The 14,585-nt window shown below is 71.3% G+C and carries 11 protein-coding genes; 6 read left to right on the top strand and 5 right to left on the bottom strand.

The window, feature by feature from the left end:
• The 5 genes from mmuM to ACQKIP_RS22625 all read right to left on the bottom strand — a co-directional run.
• Window positions 1-792, bottom strand: a 792-nt coding sequence (gene mmuM, locus ACQKIP_RS22645; RefSeq protein WP_427743903.1) for a homocysteine S-methyltransferase, incomplete at its 3' end; no start/stop codon positions are given.
• Window positions 789-2,831 carry an ABC transporter ATP-binding protein gene (locus ACQKIP_RS22640; protein ID WP_365862423.1) on the bottom strand — a complete coding sequence of 681 codons (2,043 nt, stop codon included), beginning with the start codon at window positions 2,829-2,831 and terminating at the stop codon, window positions 789-791. The genes mmuM and ACQKIP_RS22640, both read right to left, overlap by 4 nt.
• A gap of 15 nt (window positions 2,832-2,846) precedes the next feature.
• Window positions 2,847-3,761 carry an ABC transporter permease gene (locus ACQKIP_RS22635; protein WP_365862424.1) on the bottom strand — a complete coding sequence of 305 codons (915 nt, stop codon included), beginning with the start codon at window positions 3,759-3,761 and terminating at the stop codon, window positions 2,847-2,849.
• Window positions 3,758-4,708, bottom strand: a complete 951-nt coding sequence (locus ACQKIP_RS22630; RefSeq protein ID WP_365862425.1) for an ABC transporter permease — start codon at window positions 4,706-4,708, stop codon at window positions 3,758-3,760. The genes ACQKIP_RS22635 and ACQKIP_RS22630 overlap by 4 nt, the downstream gene beginning before the upstream one ends.
• A complete protein-coding gene (locus ACQKIP_RS22625; protein ID WP_365862427.1) occupies window positions 4,705-6,576 on the bottom strand; it encodes a peptide ABC transporter substrate-binding protein in 1,872 nt (623 codons plus the stop codon). The genes ACQKIP_RS22630 and ACQKIP_RS22625 overlap by 4 nt, the downstream gene beginning before the upstream one ends.
• Window positions 6,577-6,798: 222 nt before the next feature.
• On the opposite strand from ACQKIP_RS22625, the gene ACQKIP_RS22620 reads away from it, so the two are divergent.
• The 6 genes from ACQKIP_RS22620 to ACQKIP_RS22595 all read left to right on the top strand — a co-directional run bounded on the left by ACQKIP_RS22620 (window position 6,799) and on the right by ACQKIP_RS22595 (window position 14,538).
• The gene (locus tag ACQKIP_RS22620) at window positions 6,799-7,980 is read left to right on the top strand and encodes an ROK family protein (RefSeq protein WP_427743905.1); all 1,182 of its coding nucleotides are present in this window, start codon (window positions 6,799-6,801) and stop codon (window positions 7,978-7,980) included.
• Window positions 7,977-9,551: a M81 family metallopeptidase gene (locus ACQKIP_RS22615; protein ID WP_365862430.1), complete on the top strand. Its 1,575-nt coding sequence runs from the start codon at window positions 7,977-7,979 to the stop codon at window positions 9,549-9,551. Before ACQKIP_RS22620 ends, ACQKIP_RS22615 begins: the two co-directional genes overlap by 4 nt.
• A gap of 90 nt (window positions 9,552-9,641) precedes the next feature.
• Window positions 9,642-10,472 (top strand): transporter substrate-binding domain-containing protein, encoded by an 831-nt coding sequence (locus ACQKIP_RS22610; protein WP_365862432.1) that lies wholly within the window; start codon window positions 9,642-9,644, stop codon window positions 10,470-10,472.
• Between the two features lie 82 nt (window positions 10,473-10,554).
• A complete protein-coding gene (locus tag ACQKIP_RS22605) occupies window positions 10,555-12,066 on the top strand; it encodes a hypothetical protein (protein WP_365862433.1) in 1,512 nt (503 codons plus the stop codon).
• Window positions 12,067-12,098: 32 nt separating this feature from the next.
• Window positions 12,099-13,163: a caspase family protein gene (locus ACQKIP_RS22600; RefSeq protein WP_365862434.1), complete on the top strand. Its 1,065-nt coding sequence runs from the start codon at window positions 12,099-12,101 to the stop codon at window positions 13,161-13,163.
• Window positions 13,147-14,538 (top strand): hypothetical protein, encoded by a 1,392-nt coding sequence (locus ACQKIP_RS22595; protein ID WP_427743899.1) that lies wholly within the window; start codon window positions 13,147-13,149, stop codon window positions 14,536-14,538. Before ACQKIP_RS22600 ends, ACQKIP_RS22595 begins: the two co-directional genes overlap by 17 nt.
• Window positions 14,539-14,585 lie beyond the last annotated feature (47 nt).

The raw sequence follows: 14,585 nt of genomic DNA, 5'->3' as shown, positions 1-14,585 counted from the left end.
CCGCCGGGGCCCCCGCCACGCCCGGGCGGCCGCGTCCCAGCTCTCGCCGCTGTTCGGGTAGGCGACCACCGGCTTGCCCGTGATCCGCGCCGCGAGACGCACCGCCGCCTCCGCGTCCCCGGGGTCGCAGCAGTTGACGCCGACCGCCAGGACCTCCTCGGCGTCCGCGGCCAGGGCGAAGGCCTGGGCCAGGGGCTGGCCCGCCCGGGTGTAGCCGCCGGACACGGTGTACGAGAGCCAGGCGGGGATGCCCAGGCCGCGCACCGCCCGCAGCAGCGCCCGCGCCTCGTCCGTGTCGGGGACCGTCTCCAGGGCGAACACGTCCGGCTCCGCGTCGGCCAGCACCTCCAGGCGCGGGCGGTGGAAGCGTTCGAGCTCGGCGACCGTCAGGCCGTACCGGCCCCGGTACTCGGAGCCGTCCGCGAGCATTGCCCCGTACGGTCCCGCGGACGCGGCCACCCACACCTCGCGGCCCGCGTCCGCGCCCGCCTCGCGCGCCAGCTCCACGCTCAGACGCAGCAGTTCGGCGGTGCTCACCGCGTCGATGCCGTGCCGGGCGAAGCCTTCGAACGTGGCCTGGTAGCTCGCCGTGGTGGCGATGTCGGCGCCCGCCGCGTAGTACGCGCGGTGCGCCGCCGCGATCGCCTCCGGTGCGTCGGCAAGGAGCCTCGCCGACCACAGCGCGTCGCTGAGGTCGTGCCCGGCGGCCTCCAGCTGGTTGGAGAGGCCGCCGTCGAGCACGAGCGGGCGACGGGCCAGGGCATCCGCGAGTTTCACACTGCCTGCTTTCACACTGCCGACGCTAGCCGAGGCGCGGACAGGGGGAAGTGGCACGCGACCTGGTGTCCCGCGCTGTTCGGGGTCGACACCAGCGGCTCCGTGGTGGCGCACACCTCCTGTGCCAGGGGGCAGCGGGTGCGGAAACGGCAGCCCGACGGGGGCTTGGCGGCCGACGGTGTCTCGCCCTCCAGGGGAGTGCGGTCCTGGCCGTCCGCCGCCTGCGGGTCCGGCAGGTTGACCGTGTCGAGCAGCCCTCGTGTGTAGGGGTGCAGCGGATGCGCGTACACCTGCTCGGCGGGCCCCGACTCGACCAGCTTGCCCAGGTACATCACGCCGACCGTGTCCGCGAGGTGGCGCACCACCGCCAGGTCGTGCGAGATGAACAGATAGGTCAGACCGCGCTCCCGCTGAAGCTCCCGCATCAGGTTCAGGATCTGCGCCTGGACGGAGACGTCGAGCGCGGAGACCGGCTCGTCCGCGACCACCAGATCGGGGGAGAGCGTCAACGCCCGTGCCAGACCAAGGCGTTGGCGCTGGCCGCCGGAGAACTCGTGCGGGTAGCGGTGCACGGCGCCGCGCGGCAGGCCGACCGCGTCCAGGAGCTCGGCGATCAGCTTCTCCTGCTCGGCGCGGCTGCCGACACCCTGGATCACCAGGGGCTCCCGCAGAATCTCGCCCACGCGCATCCGCGGGTCCATGGCGGCCGTGGAGTCCTGGAACATCAGCTGCACGCGCCGCCGGTGCGCCCGCCGCTCGGCCCTCGGCATCCGCGCCGGGTCGTACCCCTCGAAGCGCACCTGCCCGGCGGTCGGCTCCTCGAGGCCCGCGACGATCCGGCCGAGCGTGGTCTTGCCGCATCCGGACTCGCCGACCATGCCGAACGTCTCGCCCTTGCGGATCTCCAGACTGACCCCGCCCACCGCGCTCACCGTGCCCCGGCGGCGCGAGAAGGCCCCGCCCTTGAGGGGGAAGTCCTTGACCAGGGAGTCGAGTGAGACGAGTACGTCGCCGGGTACGCGCGACGCGGGCACGGCCGGCGGGGTCACGACCTCCGCCTGCGTGGCGTCGTCCGGCACCGGGTGGAAGCAGGCGAACCGGTGCGCGGCGCCGTGCACTTCGTCGTCCGCGAGCTGCGGCTCCTGCGCACGGCACTCGTCCGTGGCGAAGGTGCAGCGCGGCGCGAAGCGGCAGCCGGTGGGGCGCACCGCCAGGTTGGGCGGCAGGCCGGGGATGGTGTGCAGCGCGGAGCCGCTGTCCGCGGCCCGCTCGGGGAGCGAGGCGAACAGCGCCTCGGTGTAGCGGTGCCGGGGTCTGGTGAACAGGTCGCGCACGCCGGACTGTTCGGCGACCCTGCCCGCGTACATCACCGCCACTCGGTCGACCCGGTTGGCGATGACACCGAGGTCGTGCGTGACCAGGATCATCGCCATGCCGAGCCGCTCGCGCAGGCCGTCGATCAGCTCCAGGATCTGGTGTTGTGTCGTCACGTCCAGAGCGGTGGTCGGCTCGTCGGCGATGAGCAGCTTCGGCTCGCAGACCAGGGCCATGGCGATCGCCACGCGCTGGCGCATGCCGCCCGAGAGCTGGTGCGGGTAGGCCTTCATGCGCTCGGCGGGCTGCGGCATGCCGACCAGGCGCAGCATCTCCTCGGCCCGCGCCCACGCCTCCTTGCGGCTCAGCTCCGGGCGGTGCAGGACGAGCGGTTCGGCCACCTGGGCGCCGATTGTCATCGTCGGGTTCAGCGAGGTCAGCGGGTCCTGGAAGACCATGCCGATGGTGTTGCCCCGTACGTCCTGGAGGACGGGTGCGGGGGCGGCGGCCAGGTCGTGGCCGTCGAACAGGATGCGTCCGCCGGTGACGGCGCCGCCGGGCGGAAGCAGTCCAAGGACGCTGAGCGCGGTCATCGTCTTGCCGCAGCCCGACTCGCCCACGATGCCCAGGGCTTCACCCGGAGCGAGTTCGAGGGAGATGCCGTCGAGGGCGTGGACGGTGCGCTCGCGCGAGGTGATGTCGACGCGCAGGTCTTCGAGTGTGAGCAGGGGCTCGGTCATCTCGTGGGTTCTCCCTTACTTCCGCAGCCGGACTTCGAACGCGTCGCGCAGGCCGTCACCGATGAAGTTGAACGCGGCGACGACGAGGACGATCGCGATGCCCGGCGGGAAGATCAGCCACCAGTAGCCGTTCTGTGTGTAGGTGATGCCGGCCGAGAGCATCGACCCCCAGTCGGCCGACGGCGGCGGAATGCTCAGGCCCAGGAAGGCCAGATAGCTGACGTAGAGGATGGCGTCGGCGATCTGGAAGGTGCAGTTGACGATGACCGTGCCGATCGCGTTCGGCACGATGTGCTTGAACACGGCCCGCGCACCGCCACCGCCCATCATCCGCATCGCCTGTACGTACTCGCGGTCGCGCAGCGAGAGCGCCTCGCCGCGCACCAGGCGGGCGGGGGAGAGCCAGGCCACCGAGGCGATGATGACGATGAGGACGCCCTTGCTCGGCGTGATGATCGCGGCGACCACGACGAGCAGGAACATCGCCGGGATGGCGAGCGCGGCGTCCGTGATCCGCATCATCGCCGCGTCCACCCAGCCGCCGAAGTACCCCGCGACCGCGCCGTACACCGTCCCGAAGAGCGTGGCGAGCAGGCCCGCCGCCAGGCCGATCTCCAGCGACGTCTGCCCGGCGACCATCAGGCGCCCGACCATGTCGTAGCCGAGGTCGGTGGTGCCCAGGAGGTGGCCGGAGCTGCCCGGCGCGAGGTTGGCCTGCGACAGGTCGGTGTGCACCTGTTCCGTGGAGTAGAGGAGCGGCCCGAGGTAGCTGAAGGCAAGCAGCAGGACCAGGACCACCACGCCCGTCAGGGCGAGCTTGTTGCCGGTGAAGACCCGGAGCGTACGGCGGGCGAGCGAGGGTGTGGCCTGCGCCGCCGCCTCGTTGCCCGGCGCGGCCCCGGGGGTGACGTCTGCGGTCGCGGTACTCATGCCACGCTCCGGATCCGGGGGTCGAGGACGGCGTAGAGGATGTCGGTGAGCAGCGAGCCGACGACGGTGGCGACACCGACGACGAGGGTCACGCCGAGCAGCACCGGGAAGTCGGAGCCCTGTGCCGCGTTCCAGAACAGCAGGCCCATGCCGGGGTAGTTGAACATCGACTCGACGACGAGCGCGCCGCTGAAGAGCGTCGGCAGATAGAGGCCGAGCAGCGTCGCGAGGGGGATCAGCGCGTTGCGCAGGACGTGCCGGACCATGATCCGGCGGCTCGACTGGCCCTTGGCCATCGCCGTACGGACGTATTCCTCGGTGAGGTTGTCCAGGACCGCCGAGCGCATGTAGCGGCTGAACATCGCCACGATGCCGAAGGCCATGGTGACGACCGGCAGGACCAAGCCCGTGACGTCACCCAGGAGTTCACCCACGCTCTCGCCCTGGGGTGCCTCCGCCGGGAGGATCGGCATCACCTGCGCGAACAGGATGATCATGATGAGGCCGAGGAAGAACACCGGGGTGGCATAGAGCAGGAAGGCGAGGCCCGTCAGCGCGTAGTCCGACGCCTTGCCGCGCCGCACCGCCTGGAGCAGGCCCAGCGGGACCGCGATGACCACGGCGAGCGCGGTGGAGAGCACCGTCAGGAGCAGGGTCTTGGGCAGCCGCTGCTTGAGCAGGTCGAACACCGGCGAGTTGAGCTTGAAGGACTCGCCGAGGTCGCCGGTGAAGAGCCGCTTCAGGTACATCACGTACTGCTCGGGCAGCGAACGGTCGTATCCCTGCTGGTGGTTGAAGTGCTCGATCTGCTGCGGTGTTCCCTTGGGGCCCAGGATGGCGCGCGCGGGGCCGCCGGGCAGCAGGTGGAGCAGGGTGAAGACGATGATCGAGACCAGGAACAGTACGACCAGCGCCTGAAGGAAGCGCTTGACCAGAAAGCCGGTCACTTGTCGGCTCCCTTCTTCTTGACGTAGTACCAGTCCTGCGGCGCGAAGGTGACCGTCGGGTTCTGGCCGACGCCCCGCAGGTCGTTGCGGATCACCGAGACCTGGTAGGCGGGGTTGGGCATCCACATCACGGGCAGCTGCTCGGCGAGGTATTCGCCGTAGGCGTGCACGGCCTTCATGTCGGGGGAGTACTGCACCGCGCGGATGATCCGGTCGGCCTTCTTGTCGCTGTAGTTGCCGAAGTTGGCGGAGGCTCCGGTGGAGAAGAGCTGCTCACCGCTGGGGTTGAGCGGGTAGTACCAGCTGCCGGCCGTCCCGAAGAAGGACATGTCCCAGTCGCAGCCGGGGTCCTTGGCCTTGCAGGGGACGGAGTTGCCGAGCACGGAGTTCAGCGGCTGCTGGCGCACGGTGAGGTCGATGCCGGCCCGGGAGAGCGAGGACTTGAGCTCCTGCATCATGTTCGTCGTCTCGGTGGAGCCGGACTGGGAGAGCAGGGTGAGTTCGAGCGGGGCGTTCTTCGCGATGCCCTTGCCGCACTCGTCGGCGCCGGTTCCGGGGCGCACGCAGCGTGCGGTGCCGTCCTGGGTCTTCCAGCCGTGCGCGGTGAGGAGCCGCTGAGCCTTGCGCACGTCGAAGGGGTACTGGTTCTTCTCCATCGCGTCGGAGAGGTACTGGCTCTTGGGCGTCACCGGCACCGGGCCGAGGGTGGGGTTCGCGCTGCCCTGCCAGATGACGTCGCTCATCGCCTTCTGGTCGACGAGGTGCTGCATCGCCTGCCGGATGTAGAGCTGGTCCATCATCGGGCCCGCGTGCGTGGAGTTGAAGTTGTAGACGATGTACGTCGCCGCCCAGCCCTCCCACGGATCGACGCGGTAGCCCTTGTCCTGGAACTTCTCCTTCTGCGCCATCACCGACGGCGGGATGTAGCCGTAGTCGACGCCTCCCGAACGAAGGACGTTGTACTCGGAGTCGGCCGTGGTGAAGGGCTTGAAGACGACCTTGTCGAGGTGCGGGCGCTGCGACTTCGGCCCGGTGTACTTCTCGTTCGGCACGATGGTCACCTGGCCGCTGTCGCGCCAGCCCGCCAGCTTCCAGGGCCCGTTGACCGTCTTCCACAGAGGGTCGGAACCGTACGAGCCGAGGCTCTTGGCGTGCCGGGTGAGGCGGGCGAAGACGGTCTTGGCGCCGTCCTTCGTGCGGTCCCAGTCGCCGACCTCGCCGCCGTCCGTCTTCGCGTCCCAGGCGTGCTGGGGCAGGGCCCGCATCAGGGTGAGCTGGTTGGCGGTGAACCAGTCGGGGTTGTAGGCGCGGCTCAGGTGCAGGCGCACGGTGTGGTCGTCGACGGTCTCGAAGCGCTTGACGTTGTCGGGCATCGTGCCGACCGAGTAGTTGCCCCAGCTCGCCTTGTTGGCCTTGACGAGGTTGAACCAGAACTCGATGTCGCGTGCGGTGACCGGCTTCCCGTCGGACCACGTCACGCCCTCGCGCAGCGGCACCGTCACGGTCTTGTTGCCGTCGCCGAACTCCGGCTCGGAACCCAGCGTGCTCGGGCCGTGCGTGGTCAGCTCGCCCTTGTCCTGCACGGCGTCGTACACCGGCATGTAGAGCAGCGACTGGATGCCGTAGTTGTACGAGGCGCCGTAGCCGGGGGCGCCGATCGGGAAGATCCAGTTCGGGGTCGCGGCGGGCGGCAGGGCCATCGTGGCGGTACCGCCCTCGACCGGAGTGCCGCCGGTGGGGCCCATGTCGATGCGGCCGCCCTCCTGCGTGCAGCCGGTGACGGCCGTGAGGGCGAGCGCCGCGGCGGCAGCCGCCGCGGCTATGAGAGCGCGGCGCCGCGCGCGGGGACGTGATCGCCTTGAGCGCATGGCGAAGGGCCTCCAGGGATGCGAGAGCCGGACCGTGCCGGAGATCGACGGGCGGCGCCTGAACGCTAGAACCGGCGACAAAATCAAGTCAAGAGCTTCGTTCGGCAAGAAGTCCTAAAGTCGAAGGCTCTGGCCAACTTGGTTCGAAGAGACTTAGTGTTACGCCTGATGTCGAACGAACTGATCGAATCAACTGAGGGCGTCATGGCAACTGGGGGCGGCATGGCCGGAACACCGCACGGCGAACCGGGGTCGGCGCAGCACATCCTGCACCTGGTCTCCTCGGGCGCCGCCTCCTCCCGGGCCGATCTCGTACGGGAACTGGGGCTTGCCCCCTCCACCGTGTCGCTGCGCGTGCAGGAACTGGTCACCGCGGGCGTGCTCACCGAATCCGGCGAGGGAGCATCCCGCGGAGGCCGCCGCCCCCGGCTGCTGCGCGTCCGCGCGCAGGGCGGCGTCGGCCTCGCCGCCGACCTCGGCAGCCACCACGCGCGCATCGGCGTCGTCGACCTCGGGGGCACGGTCCTGGACGCCGTCGACCTGCCGCACGACATCACCGCGGGCCCCGAGTCCGCCGTCGACTGGCTCTGCGGACAGGTCGCCGAACTGGGCGCCCGGCAGCGCGAGGCGGGCCGCACCGTCCGCGCCCTCGGCGTCGCCTTCCCCGGCCCGGTGCAGCCCGCCGAGGGCCGCGTCCTGAGCCCCTCCCGCATGCCCGGCTGGCACCGCTACCCGCTGCGCGACATCCTGGCCGAACGCCTCGGCATCCCCGTCACCGTCGACAACGACGCCACGATGATGGCCGTCGGAGAGCACCGCACCGCACGCCCCGGCCTCGACCACATGGTCGTCGTCAAGGCGGGCCGCGGCATCGGCAGCGGCGTCATCGTCGCGGGGCGCCCGCACGACGGCGCCAACGGCTCGGCGGGCGACATCAGCCACGTACGCATAGAGGCGGCGGGCGACCGGCCGTGCAGCTGCGGCAACATCGGCTGCCTGGAGACCGTGGCCAGCGGCGCCGCCCTCATCCGCGAACTGGCACAGCAGGGCGTCGAGGTGGAGGACACCACCGAACTCCTGCGCCTCGTCGCGGACGGCGACCCGCAGGCCACCACCCTGGTCCGCACCGCCGGACGGCACATCGGCACCGTCCTGTCCGTCGTCGTGAACTTCTTCAACCCCCAGGCCGTCGCCCTCGGCGGGGTCCTTGCCACCGCCGAACCGCTCGTCGCCGCCGTGCGCGGTGTCCTCTACGAGCGCTGCCTGCCCCTGGCCACCGCGGACCTGGAGATCACCACCACCGTGACGGGCCGCGACGCGGGCCTCCTGGGCGCCGGACTCACCGCCCTGCGCCAGAACCTCCCGACCACACCGGCTCCCCAGGAAGAGAGCGCCCCCGCATGAGCACGCCCGCAACGAACCAGCGCCGCCTCCGCATCGGCATCGGCGGCATCGGCATCGAGTCCTCCACCTTCTGCCCGCACCGCTCCACCACCGACGACTTCCGCCAGACCCGCGGCCAGGACCTCCTGGACCGCTACACCTGGACCCGGCCGGAATCCGACCTCGCCGCCGGGGTCGAGTGGGTGCCGCTGCTGCACGCGACCTCGCTGCCCGGCGGCCCTGTCGAGGCGGAGTCGTATCTGATCCTCAAGGACGAACTGGTCACGCGCATACGCGAGGCGGGCCCCCTGGACGGCCTCGTCTACGACATCCACGGCGCGATGAGCGTCATCGGCCTGAGCGACGCCGAAGCCGACCTCACCGAAGCGGTCCGCGCCGCACTCGACGCGGCGGGCACCCCCGACGGCGGCCGTCCGATGATGTCGACCGCCATGGACCTGCACGGCAACGTCTCGCGCCGGTTCGCCGAGCCCGTCGACCTGCTCACCGCGCACCGCCTCGCCCCGCACGAGGACGCCTGGGAGACCCGCGAGCGCGCCGCGCGCAATCTCGTGCGCTGCCTGCGCGAGGGAGTCCGGCCGCACCGCGCCTGGGTGCAGGTGCCGGTGCTCCTTCCCGGCGAGAAGACCAGCACCCGCCTGGAGCCCGCCAGGTCCCTCTACGCCTCGCTCGCCGACATCGAGAAGCTGCCCGGCATCCTCGACGCCGCGATGTGGGTCGGCTACGCCTGGGCGGACGAACCGCGCTGCAAGGCAGCGATCGTCGTCACCGGCGACGACGCCGAACTGGCCGCCGCCGAGGCCGAGAAGCTGGCCCGCCGCTACTGGGACGCCCGCCGCGACTTCGTCTTCGTCGGGCCCACCGGCGGCGCCGAGGAGTGCATCGCGAAGGCGGTCGCCTCGGACAAGCGCCCCTTCCTGATCAGCGACTCCGGCGACAACCCCACGGCGGGCGGCGCCGGCGACCTGGCGTACATGCTGGGCAAGCTCCTGGAGAACGAGGCGATCCGCTCCGGGAAGGTCACCGCGGTCCACCCCGGCATCACCGACCCGGTCGCCGTCGCCCGCTGCTTCGAGGCCGGAGTGGGCGCCGAGGTCACCCTGAGCGTCGGCGGCAAGGTCGACGCGAACCACGGCGGCCCGTACGAACTCACCGGCACCGTCGTGGCGTTGCAGCGCGCCGCCGACCAGAAGGACCGGGCGGAGGGCGGCGCCTACGACCGGGGCGTCGACATGGCGGCGGTACGGACCGGCGGCGTGACCGTGATCCTCGTCGAGCGCCGCAAGCCCTTCCACACCCTCGCGGACTTCACCGGCCCCGCGGACGGCGGCCTCGGCATCGACCCGCGCACCTTCGACCTGGTCGTCGTGAAGATCGGCTACCTGGAGCCCGAGCTCTACGACATGGCCGCCGACTGGCTCCTCGCCCTCACCCCCGGCGGCGTCGACCAGGACCTCCTGCGGCTCGGTCACCACCGGGTGGAGCGTCCCCTGTACCCGTTCGACGAGGACGCGTACGACAGCGGGGACGGCCCCGCCCTCACGGCGGCGCAGCTGACGCCGCTCGCCTGATGAGACCTTATGGGAAGGGGGCTTCACCTGCCATAACGCTTCTGCGAGGGTGATCCTTCCGAGCCGCGAAACCCCGTACGGAGGAGCCCCATGAAGCGCGCCGCCACGCTGTCAGCCCTGGTCTGTCTGCTCGCCGTCACCGCCGCCGCGCCCGCGTCACCCGACACCGGGCGCGGCAAGGGCGGCCACCACGGCAGCCTCCTGGACTCCGTGCCGAAGGCGGGCGTCCTGAAGGTGTGCACCACCGGCGACTACCGCCCCTTCACGCACCTCGACCCCAAGGACAAGACCTACAGCGGCATCGACATCAAGATGGCCGGGGACCTGGCGGAAAGCCTGGACGCCAAACCGAAGTACGTGGCCACGACCTGGGTGAACCTGACCAAGGACGTCGCGGCGGGGCGCTGCGACATCGCGGTCGGCGGCGTCTCCGTCACCCTGCCGCGCGCCCGGCAGGTCTACTTCGGCGAGCCGACCCGCGAGGACGGCAAGACGCCGATCGTGCGCTGCGCCGACAAGGAGAAGTTCGGCGAGGGCACTCTTGAGGACATCGACAAGGCGGGCACCACCGTCATCGTGAACCCCGGCGGCACGAACGAAGAGTTCGCGCGCGCCCACATCAAGCAGGCCACCATCAAGCAGCACCCCGAGAACACCACGATCTTCCAGGAGATCATCGAGGGCCGCGCCGACGTGATGATGACGGACGCGAGCGAGACCCGCTACCAGGCCAAGATCCACCCCGAGCTCTGCTCCCTGCACCCCGACAAGCCCTTCACCTTCTCCGAGAAGGCGTACGCGCTGCCGCGCGGGGACGAGGAGTTCAAGGAGTACGTCGACCAGTTCACGCACCTGGCGACGCACGACGGTACGTACGCCGGCTACGAGGCCGAGTGGATGGGCGCCCCCTCGGGGTCCTAGTCCGCCGCGCCCCGCCGGTCAGGGGTTATCCCTGAGCCCGCCCCCGATGCCCGGCCGGCGGGGCAGTTCTACCTTCCAGGGCATGGCTTCCTTCCGTGATCGGTGCATCCACAGCCGGCAGGGTGGTCGGCTCGCCTCGACCACCACCGCCGACATCGACTCGCTCGTGGCCGGGCTCAAGGACCGGCCGCGTGTCGTGCTGCACTTCCACGGGGGGCTCATCGACGACACCCTGGGCTTCGCCACCGCACAACGGCTCGCGCCCGTGTACGAGGCCACGGGCGTCGATCCCGTCTTCTTCGTGTGGAGCAGCGGACTGCTCGAAACCCTGCACGGCAACTTGCCGCGCATCCTGAACGAGAGCGTCTTCCGCACACTCCTCAACCGGGTCACCCGATACGCCACCGGCACCCTGTTCGGGCAGCCGGGGCAGCGCGCGTTCGGCATGGCAGCCACCCCCAGCACGCGGGCGGTGGCGGCCGAACTCGCCCAGGTGCGGTCGGGCCAGGAGCCCTACGCGCGCATGAGCGTGCCGCCGGACGTGCCGCCGCTGAGCGAGCCGGAGGAGCGGGCGATCGCCGCGGAGCTCTCCGCGGACACCGAACTGGCCGAACGTACCCGGGAGATCGTCAACTCGGTCCTCGACAAGGACCGGCCGCAGACCAATGAGCCGGCCGCCGCGGCGCGAGACGCCATCGGGGGGCGTGCCGCGGCGGCCACACTGATGTCACCGGACGTCGTGGCCGCCCTCGCGGAACGGGCGGGCACGGGGAAACGCGCCCTGGTGAGCACCGCGCTGGTGGTGCGCAAGACCGTGCGGGTCGTGGCCGCGGTCATCGGCCGCTTCCGGCAGCGCACCGACCACGGGCTCTATCCGACGGTCGTCGAGGAGATACTCCGCGAGTTCTACCTCGCCAACGCGGGCGCCGCGATCTGGGACGCGATGAAACGGCAGACCGCCGACACCTTCACCGCGCCGGACGACGAGATCCGCGCGGGACGCTACTTCCTGGACCGGTTCGCCGAGTTGCTCGCCGCCGGAACCCGCCCGCAGGTGACCGTGGTCGGCCACAGCGCGGGCGCCGTGTTCATCGGCAACCTCCTCGACGACCTCGTGCGCAGGCGCGCCGCCGTCGACGACCCGCTGCCCGCCGACTTCCGGCTGCGCGACGTGGTGCTCCTCGCGCCCGCCTGTACGGTGGCGCAGCTCGCGCCCGTCGTCCGGCGCCAGAGCGAACTCTTCGACCGCTTCCGGATGTTCACCATGACCGACCCGGCGGAGCGCGCCGACCACCTCGTGCCGTTCCTGTACCCCAGGTCGCTGCTCTACTTCATCTCCGGGGTCCTGGAGCGCGGGCCCGGGGGGCAGCCCGCCGTCACACCGATCGCGGGGATGCAGCACTGGTACCTCGACGCCGCCGCCGTGGGACCCGAATCGAGGGACCTGCGCGGATTCCTGCGCGCCGACCCCGAACGCACCGTGTGGTCGCCCGGCGACGGCGGCCCCGGACTGAGCGCGGGGGCGCGCAGCCACGTCGCGTTCGACAACGACCCGCAGGTCCTCGCGAGCGTGGCCGCCATGCTCGCGGACTGACGGGGCGAGGAGCGACCGAGGGGGAGAGCCCGATGAACGACCTGCACTACGCCGTGGTCGTCGGCATCAACCGCTACCCGGCCATCGGCGACCTGCAGGGGGCCAGGGGCGATGCGGCGCGGTTCCGTGACTGGCTCGTCGACCCGGCAGGCGGCGATGTACCCGAAGCCAACGTGAAGCTGGTGACCGCCTCCGCGGAGGAAGAGCTCATCGCCGACTTCATGTGCGCCCTGCCGACCAGGGAGAACGTCAACCAAGCGCTCTACCGCGCGAATCTCGCCGTCCGGCGCGCGGTGGAAAGCCACCCCGAGGAGGAGCGGCACGCCGCACGCCAGCGGACCCGGCTCTATCTCTTCCTCGCGGGACACGGCTTCAGGCTGAGCGACACCAACACCGCGCTCCTGATGGCCAACGCCGCGATCGACCTGCTTGGCAACCACGTCGCCGTACGCCCGTACCTGGACTGGTACGAATCGGCCGCCCCCTTCCGGGAGGTCGTCTGCTTCGCCGACTGCTGCCGCACCAGCAACAGCGTCGGCGCCCTGTCCTTCGGGCCGCCCTTCACCGCGGCCGAGACCCGCGAGGAGGTCGACAGCTTCATCGGGTACGCCACGTCGAGCGGAGACCCCGCCTACGAGGAGCAGAACGCACGGCCCGACCTCGCGCGCGGGCACTTCACGACCGCGCTCCTGGACGGACTGCGCGGCGGCGGCGCCACCCCCAAGGGCCTGATCACCTCCGACAGCCTCGCCGACTACGTCGTACGGCACGTCGAGGACCGCACCCGCGCCCTGCTGGTGCCGCAACAGCCCCGGTTCATCAAGGGCAACGAGCCGATGATCTTCGCGCGGGGCCTCGAAGGGGAGACGTACCCGGTCAGGCTCTGCTTCCCCGACGGGTTCCGCGGCTGGGTGCAGCTGCGCGGCGGCGACCCCGGCGAGCCGCCGCTGCGGCTGTACGTCGAGGAGGCGGAGAGCGTGGAGAAGCTCGCGCCCGGTCTCTACCGCTGTACGCCGGAGAGCTGGAACGCGGCCGACTTCAACAACGGTGGATTCTTCGAGGTAATGACAGGCGGTGGAAATGGTGTCCAGCTCTGAAGACCGGCGGCGCCCCGGGAGGGCCGCTCCGGAACACGTGCCGTTCGTCGTCATACCGGACACCCCGTCGGTCCTGGTCACCGTCACGGACTCCGCGTTCCGCGAGGTGGCCCACGCGATGGGCACCATCGACACCGTGCTGCCGGCCGGTATCTACCGCATCGAGCAGCGGTTCGGCGGAGAGGTGGAGAGCCGCTTCGTCGAGGTCGGACCGCAACCCTTCACCGAACGGCTCCCGCTGCCCGGCCTGCCCACGCCCACCCCCGTCGAGGGCACCCCCACCACCCGCGGGGACCACCGCGCGGCGGCGGTGCGCTGGAGCACCCGGACCACGTACGGGGACGGCTCGCCCACCCTGATGGTGCTGATCCGCAACCTGCGCAAGGGCTGGCAACTCGACCCGTACGCCCTGGAGATCGCCGGCCTTGACGGCAGGCCCGTCGACGGCGGAGCCCGCGGCTGGGAGCCGTCCGGCGGCGAGGAGTGGTCGGCCTGGAGCTGCGAACTGCCGCCCGGCGGCTACCGGTTGCGCACCCGCAGGATGCCGGCCGACGGTCTGCCCCTCGCCCAGGCCCTGCACGTCCTCGAAGGCTGGACCACCCTGGTGTTCGTGAGCAACGGCCCGCAACCGCAGTTCGCCTCGGTCCAGATGGTGCGCCACGGCACCGGCTGGACGCCCGCGGACCGCGCGCTCGACCTGTCCATGGAGGCCGCGCTGTCCGGGCTGCGGCAGGGCATCGACCTCGTGCCGACCCGGCACCTCCTCGAACTGGTCCGCTCCGGGAACGACAACCCGTTCCTGGGCATCGTCGGCGCCCACGCACTGCTCCTGCATCCCGATCCCGACCTGGAGCAGATCCGCGGGGTCCTGCACAACCTCGTCCACCTCGCGGCCGACCAGCCGGACATCGCCGCGCTGTGCACCCTGATCGGCGAACCGGCGGGACCCGTCGTCTCACCGCCCATGCTCGCCGCCTCCTGCCGTCTCCTGGTGCGCGCCGACACGGCCGACCCGGGGATCCTGGGGGACGGATCGCCGGCCGAGAGCGTGGCCGCGCACCTCGTCGGGCGCGGTGTGTGGACGACGTGGCTCGAACAGGAGCGGCTGCCCGAAGCCGGTGCGCGGGGTGCCGCGCCGCGGTCCGGCCTTGCCCCGGTGGCGCCGGGGGACGCCGCCGGGGCGGGGCGGCCGAGGGCCCTCGACCCGGTCGACCGGGTCCAGCGCTATGTGCGGGAGATCGCCGGCGTCGAGGGCCGGAGCGTCGAGGACGTGCTGAGCAGCATGCCGCCGAAGGATCTCTGCCGACGGACCGGCATGCCGCACAAGGCCGTCGACCAGGCCATCGAGGAACTCAGGAGCCCGCAGGGGCAATGACCGGGGTGCGGGGCAGCGGCGACGGCCGGGAGGCAGTGCCTCCCGGC

Source organism: Streptomyces sp. NPDC059900 (assembly GCF_050270335.1).
Taxonomy (GTDB): domain Bacteria; phylum Actinomycetota; class Actinomycetes; order Streptomycetales; family Streptomycetaceae; genus Streptomyces.
This window is presented reverse-complemented; position numbering and strand designations above follow the sequence as displayed.

What these genes read in the sequence shown, in the direction of transcription:
- ACQKIP_RS22595 (WP_427743899.1), top strand. Translation starts at nt 13,147, where the DNA reads ATGGTGTCCAGCTCTGAAGACCGGCGGCGCCCCGGGAGGGCCGCTCCG.
- ACQKIP_RS22635 (WP_365862424.1), bottom strand. Translation starts at nt 3,761, where the DNA reads ATGAGTACCGCGACCGCAGACGTCACCCCCGGGGCCGCGCCGGGCAAC.
- ACQKIP_RS22605 (WP_365862433.1), top strand. Translation starts at nt 10,555, where the DNA reads ATGGCTTCCTTCCGTGATCGGTGCATCCACAGCCGGCAGGGTGGTCGG.
- ACQKIP_RS22615 (WP_365862430.1), top strand. Translation starts at nt 7,977, where the DNA reads ATGAGCACGCCCGCAACGAACCAGCGCCGCCTCCGCATCGGCATCGGC.
- ACQKIP_RS22610 (WP_365862432.1), top strand. Translation starts at nt 9,642, where the DNA reads ATGAAGCGCGCCGCCACGCTGTCAGCCCTGGTCTGTCTGCTCGCCGTC.
- ACQKIP_RS22625 (WP_365862427.1), bottom strand. Translation starts at nt 6,576, where the DNA reads ATGCGCTCAAGGCGATCACGTCCCCGCGCGCGGCGCCGCGCTCTCATA.
- ACQKIP_RS22640 (WP_365862423.1), bottom strand. Translation starts at nt 2,831, where the DNA reads ATGACCGAGCCCCTGCTCACACTCGAAGACCTGCGCGTCGACATCACC.
- ACQKIP_RS22620 (WP_427743905.1), top strand. Translation starts at nt 6,799, where the DNA reads ATGGCCGGAACACCGCACGGCGAACCGGGGTCGGCGCAGCACATCCTG.
- ACQKIP_RS22600 (WP_365862434.1), top strand. Translation starts at nt 12,099, where the DNA reads ATGAACGACCTGCACTACGCCGTGGTCGTCGGCATCAACCGCTACCCG.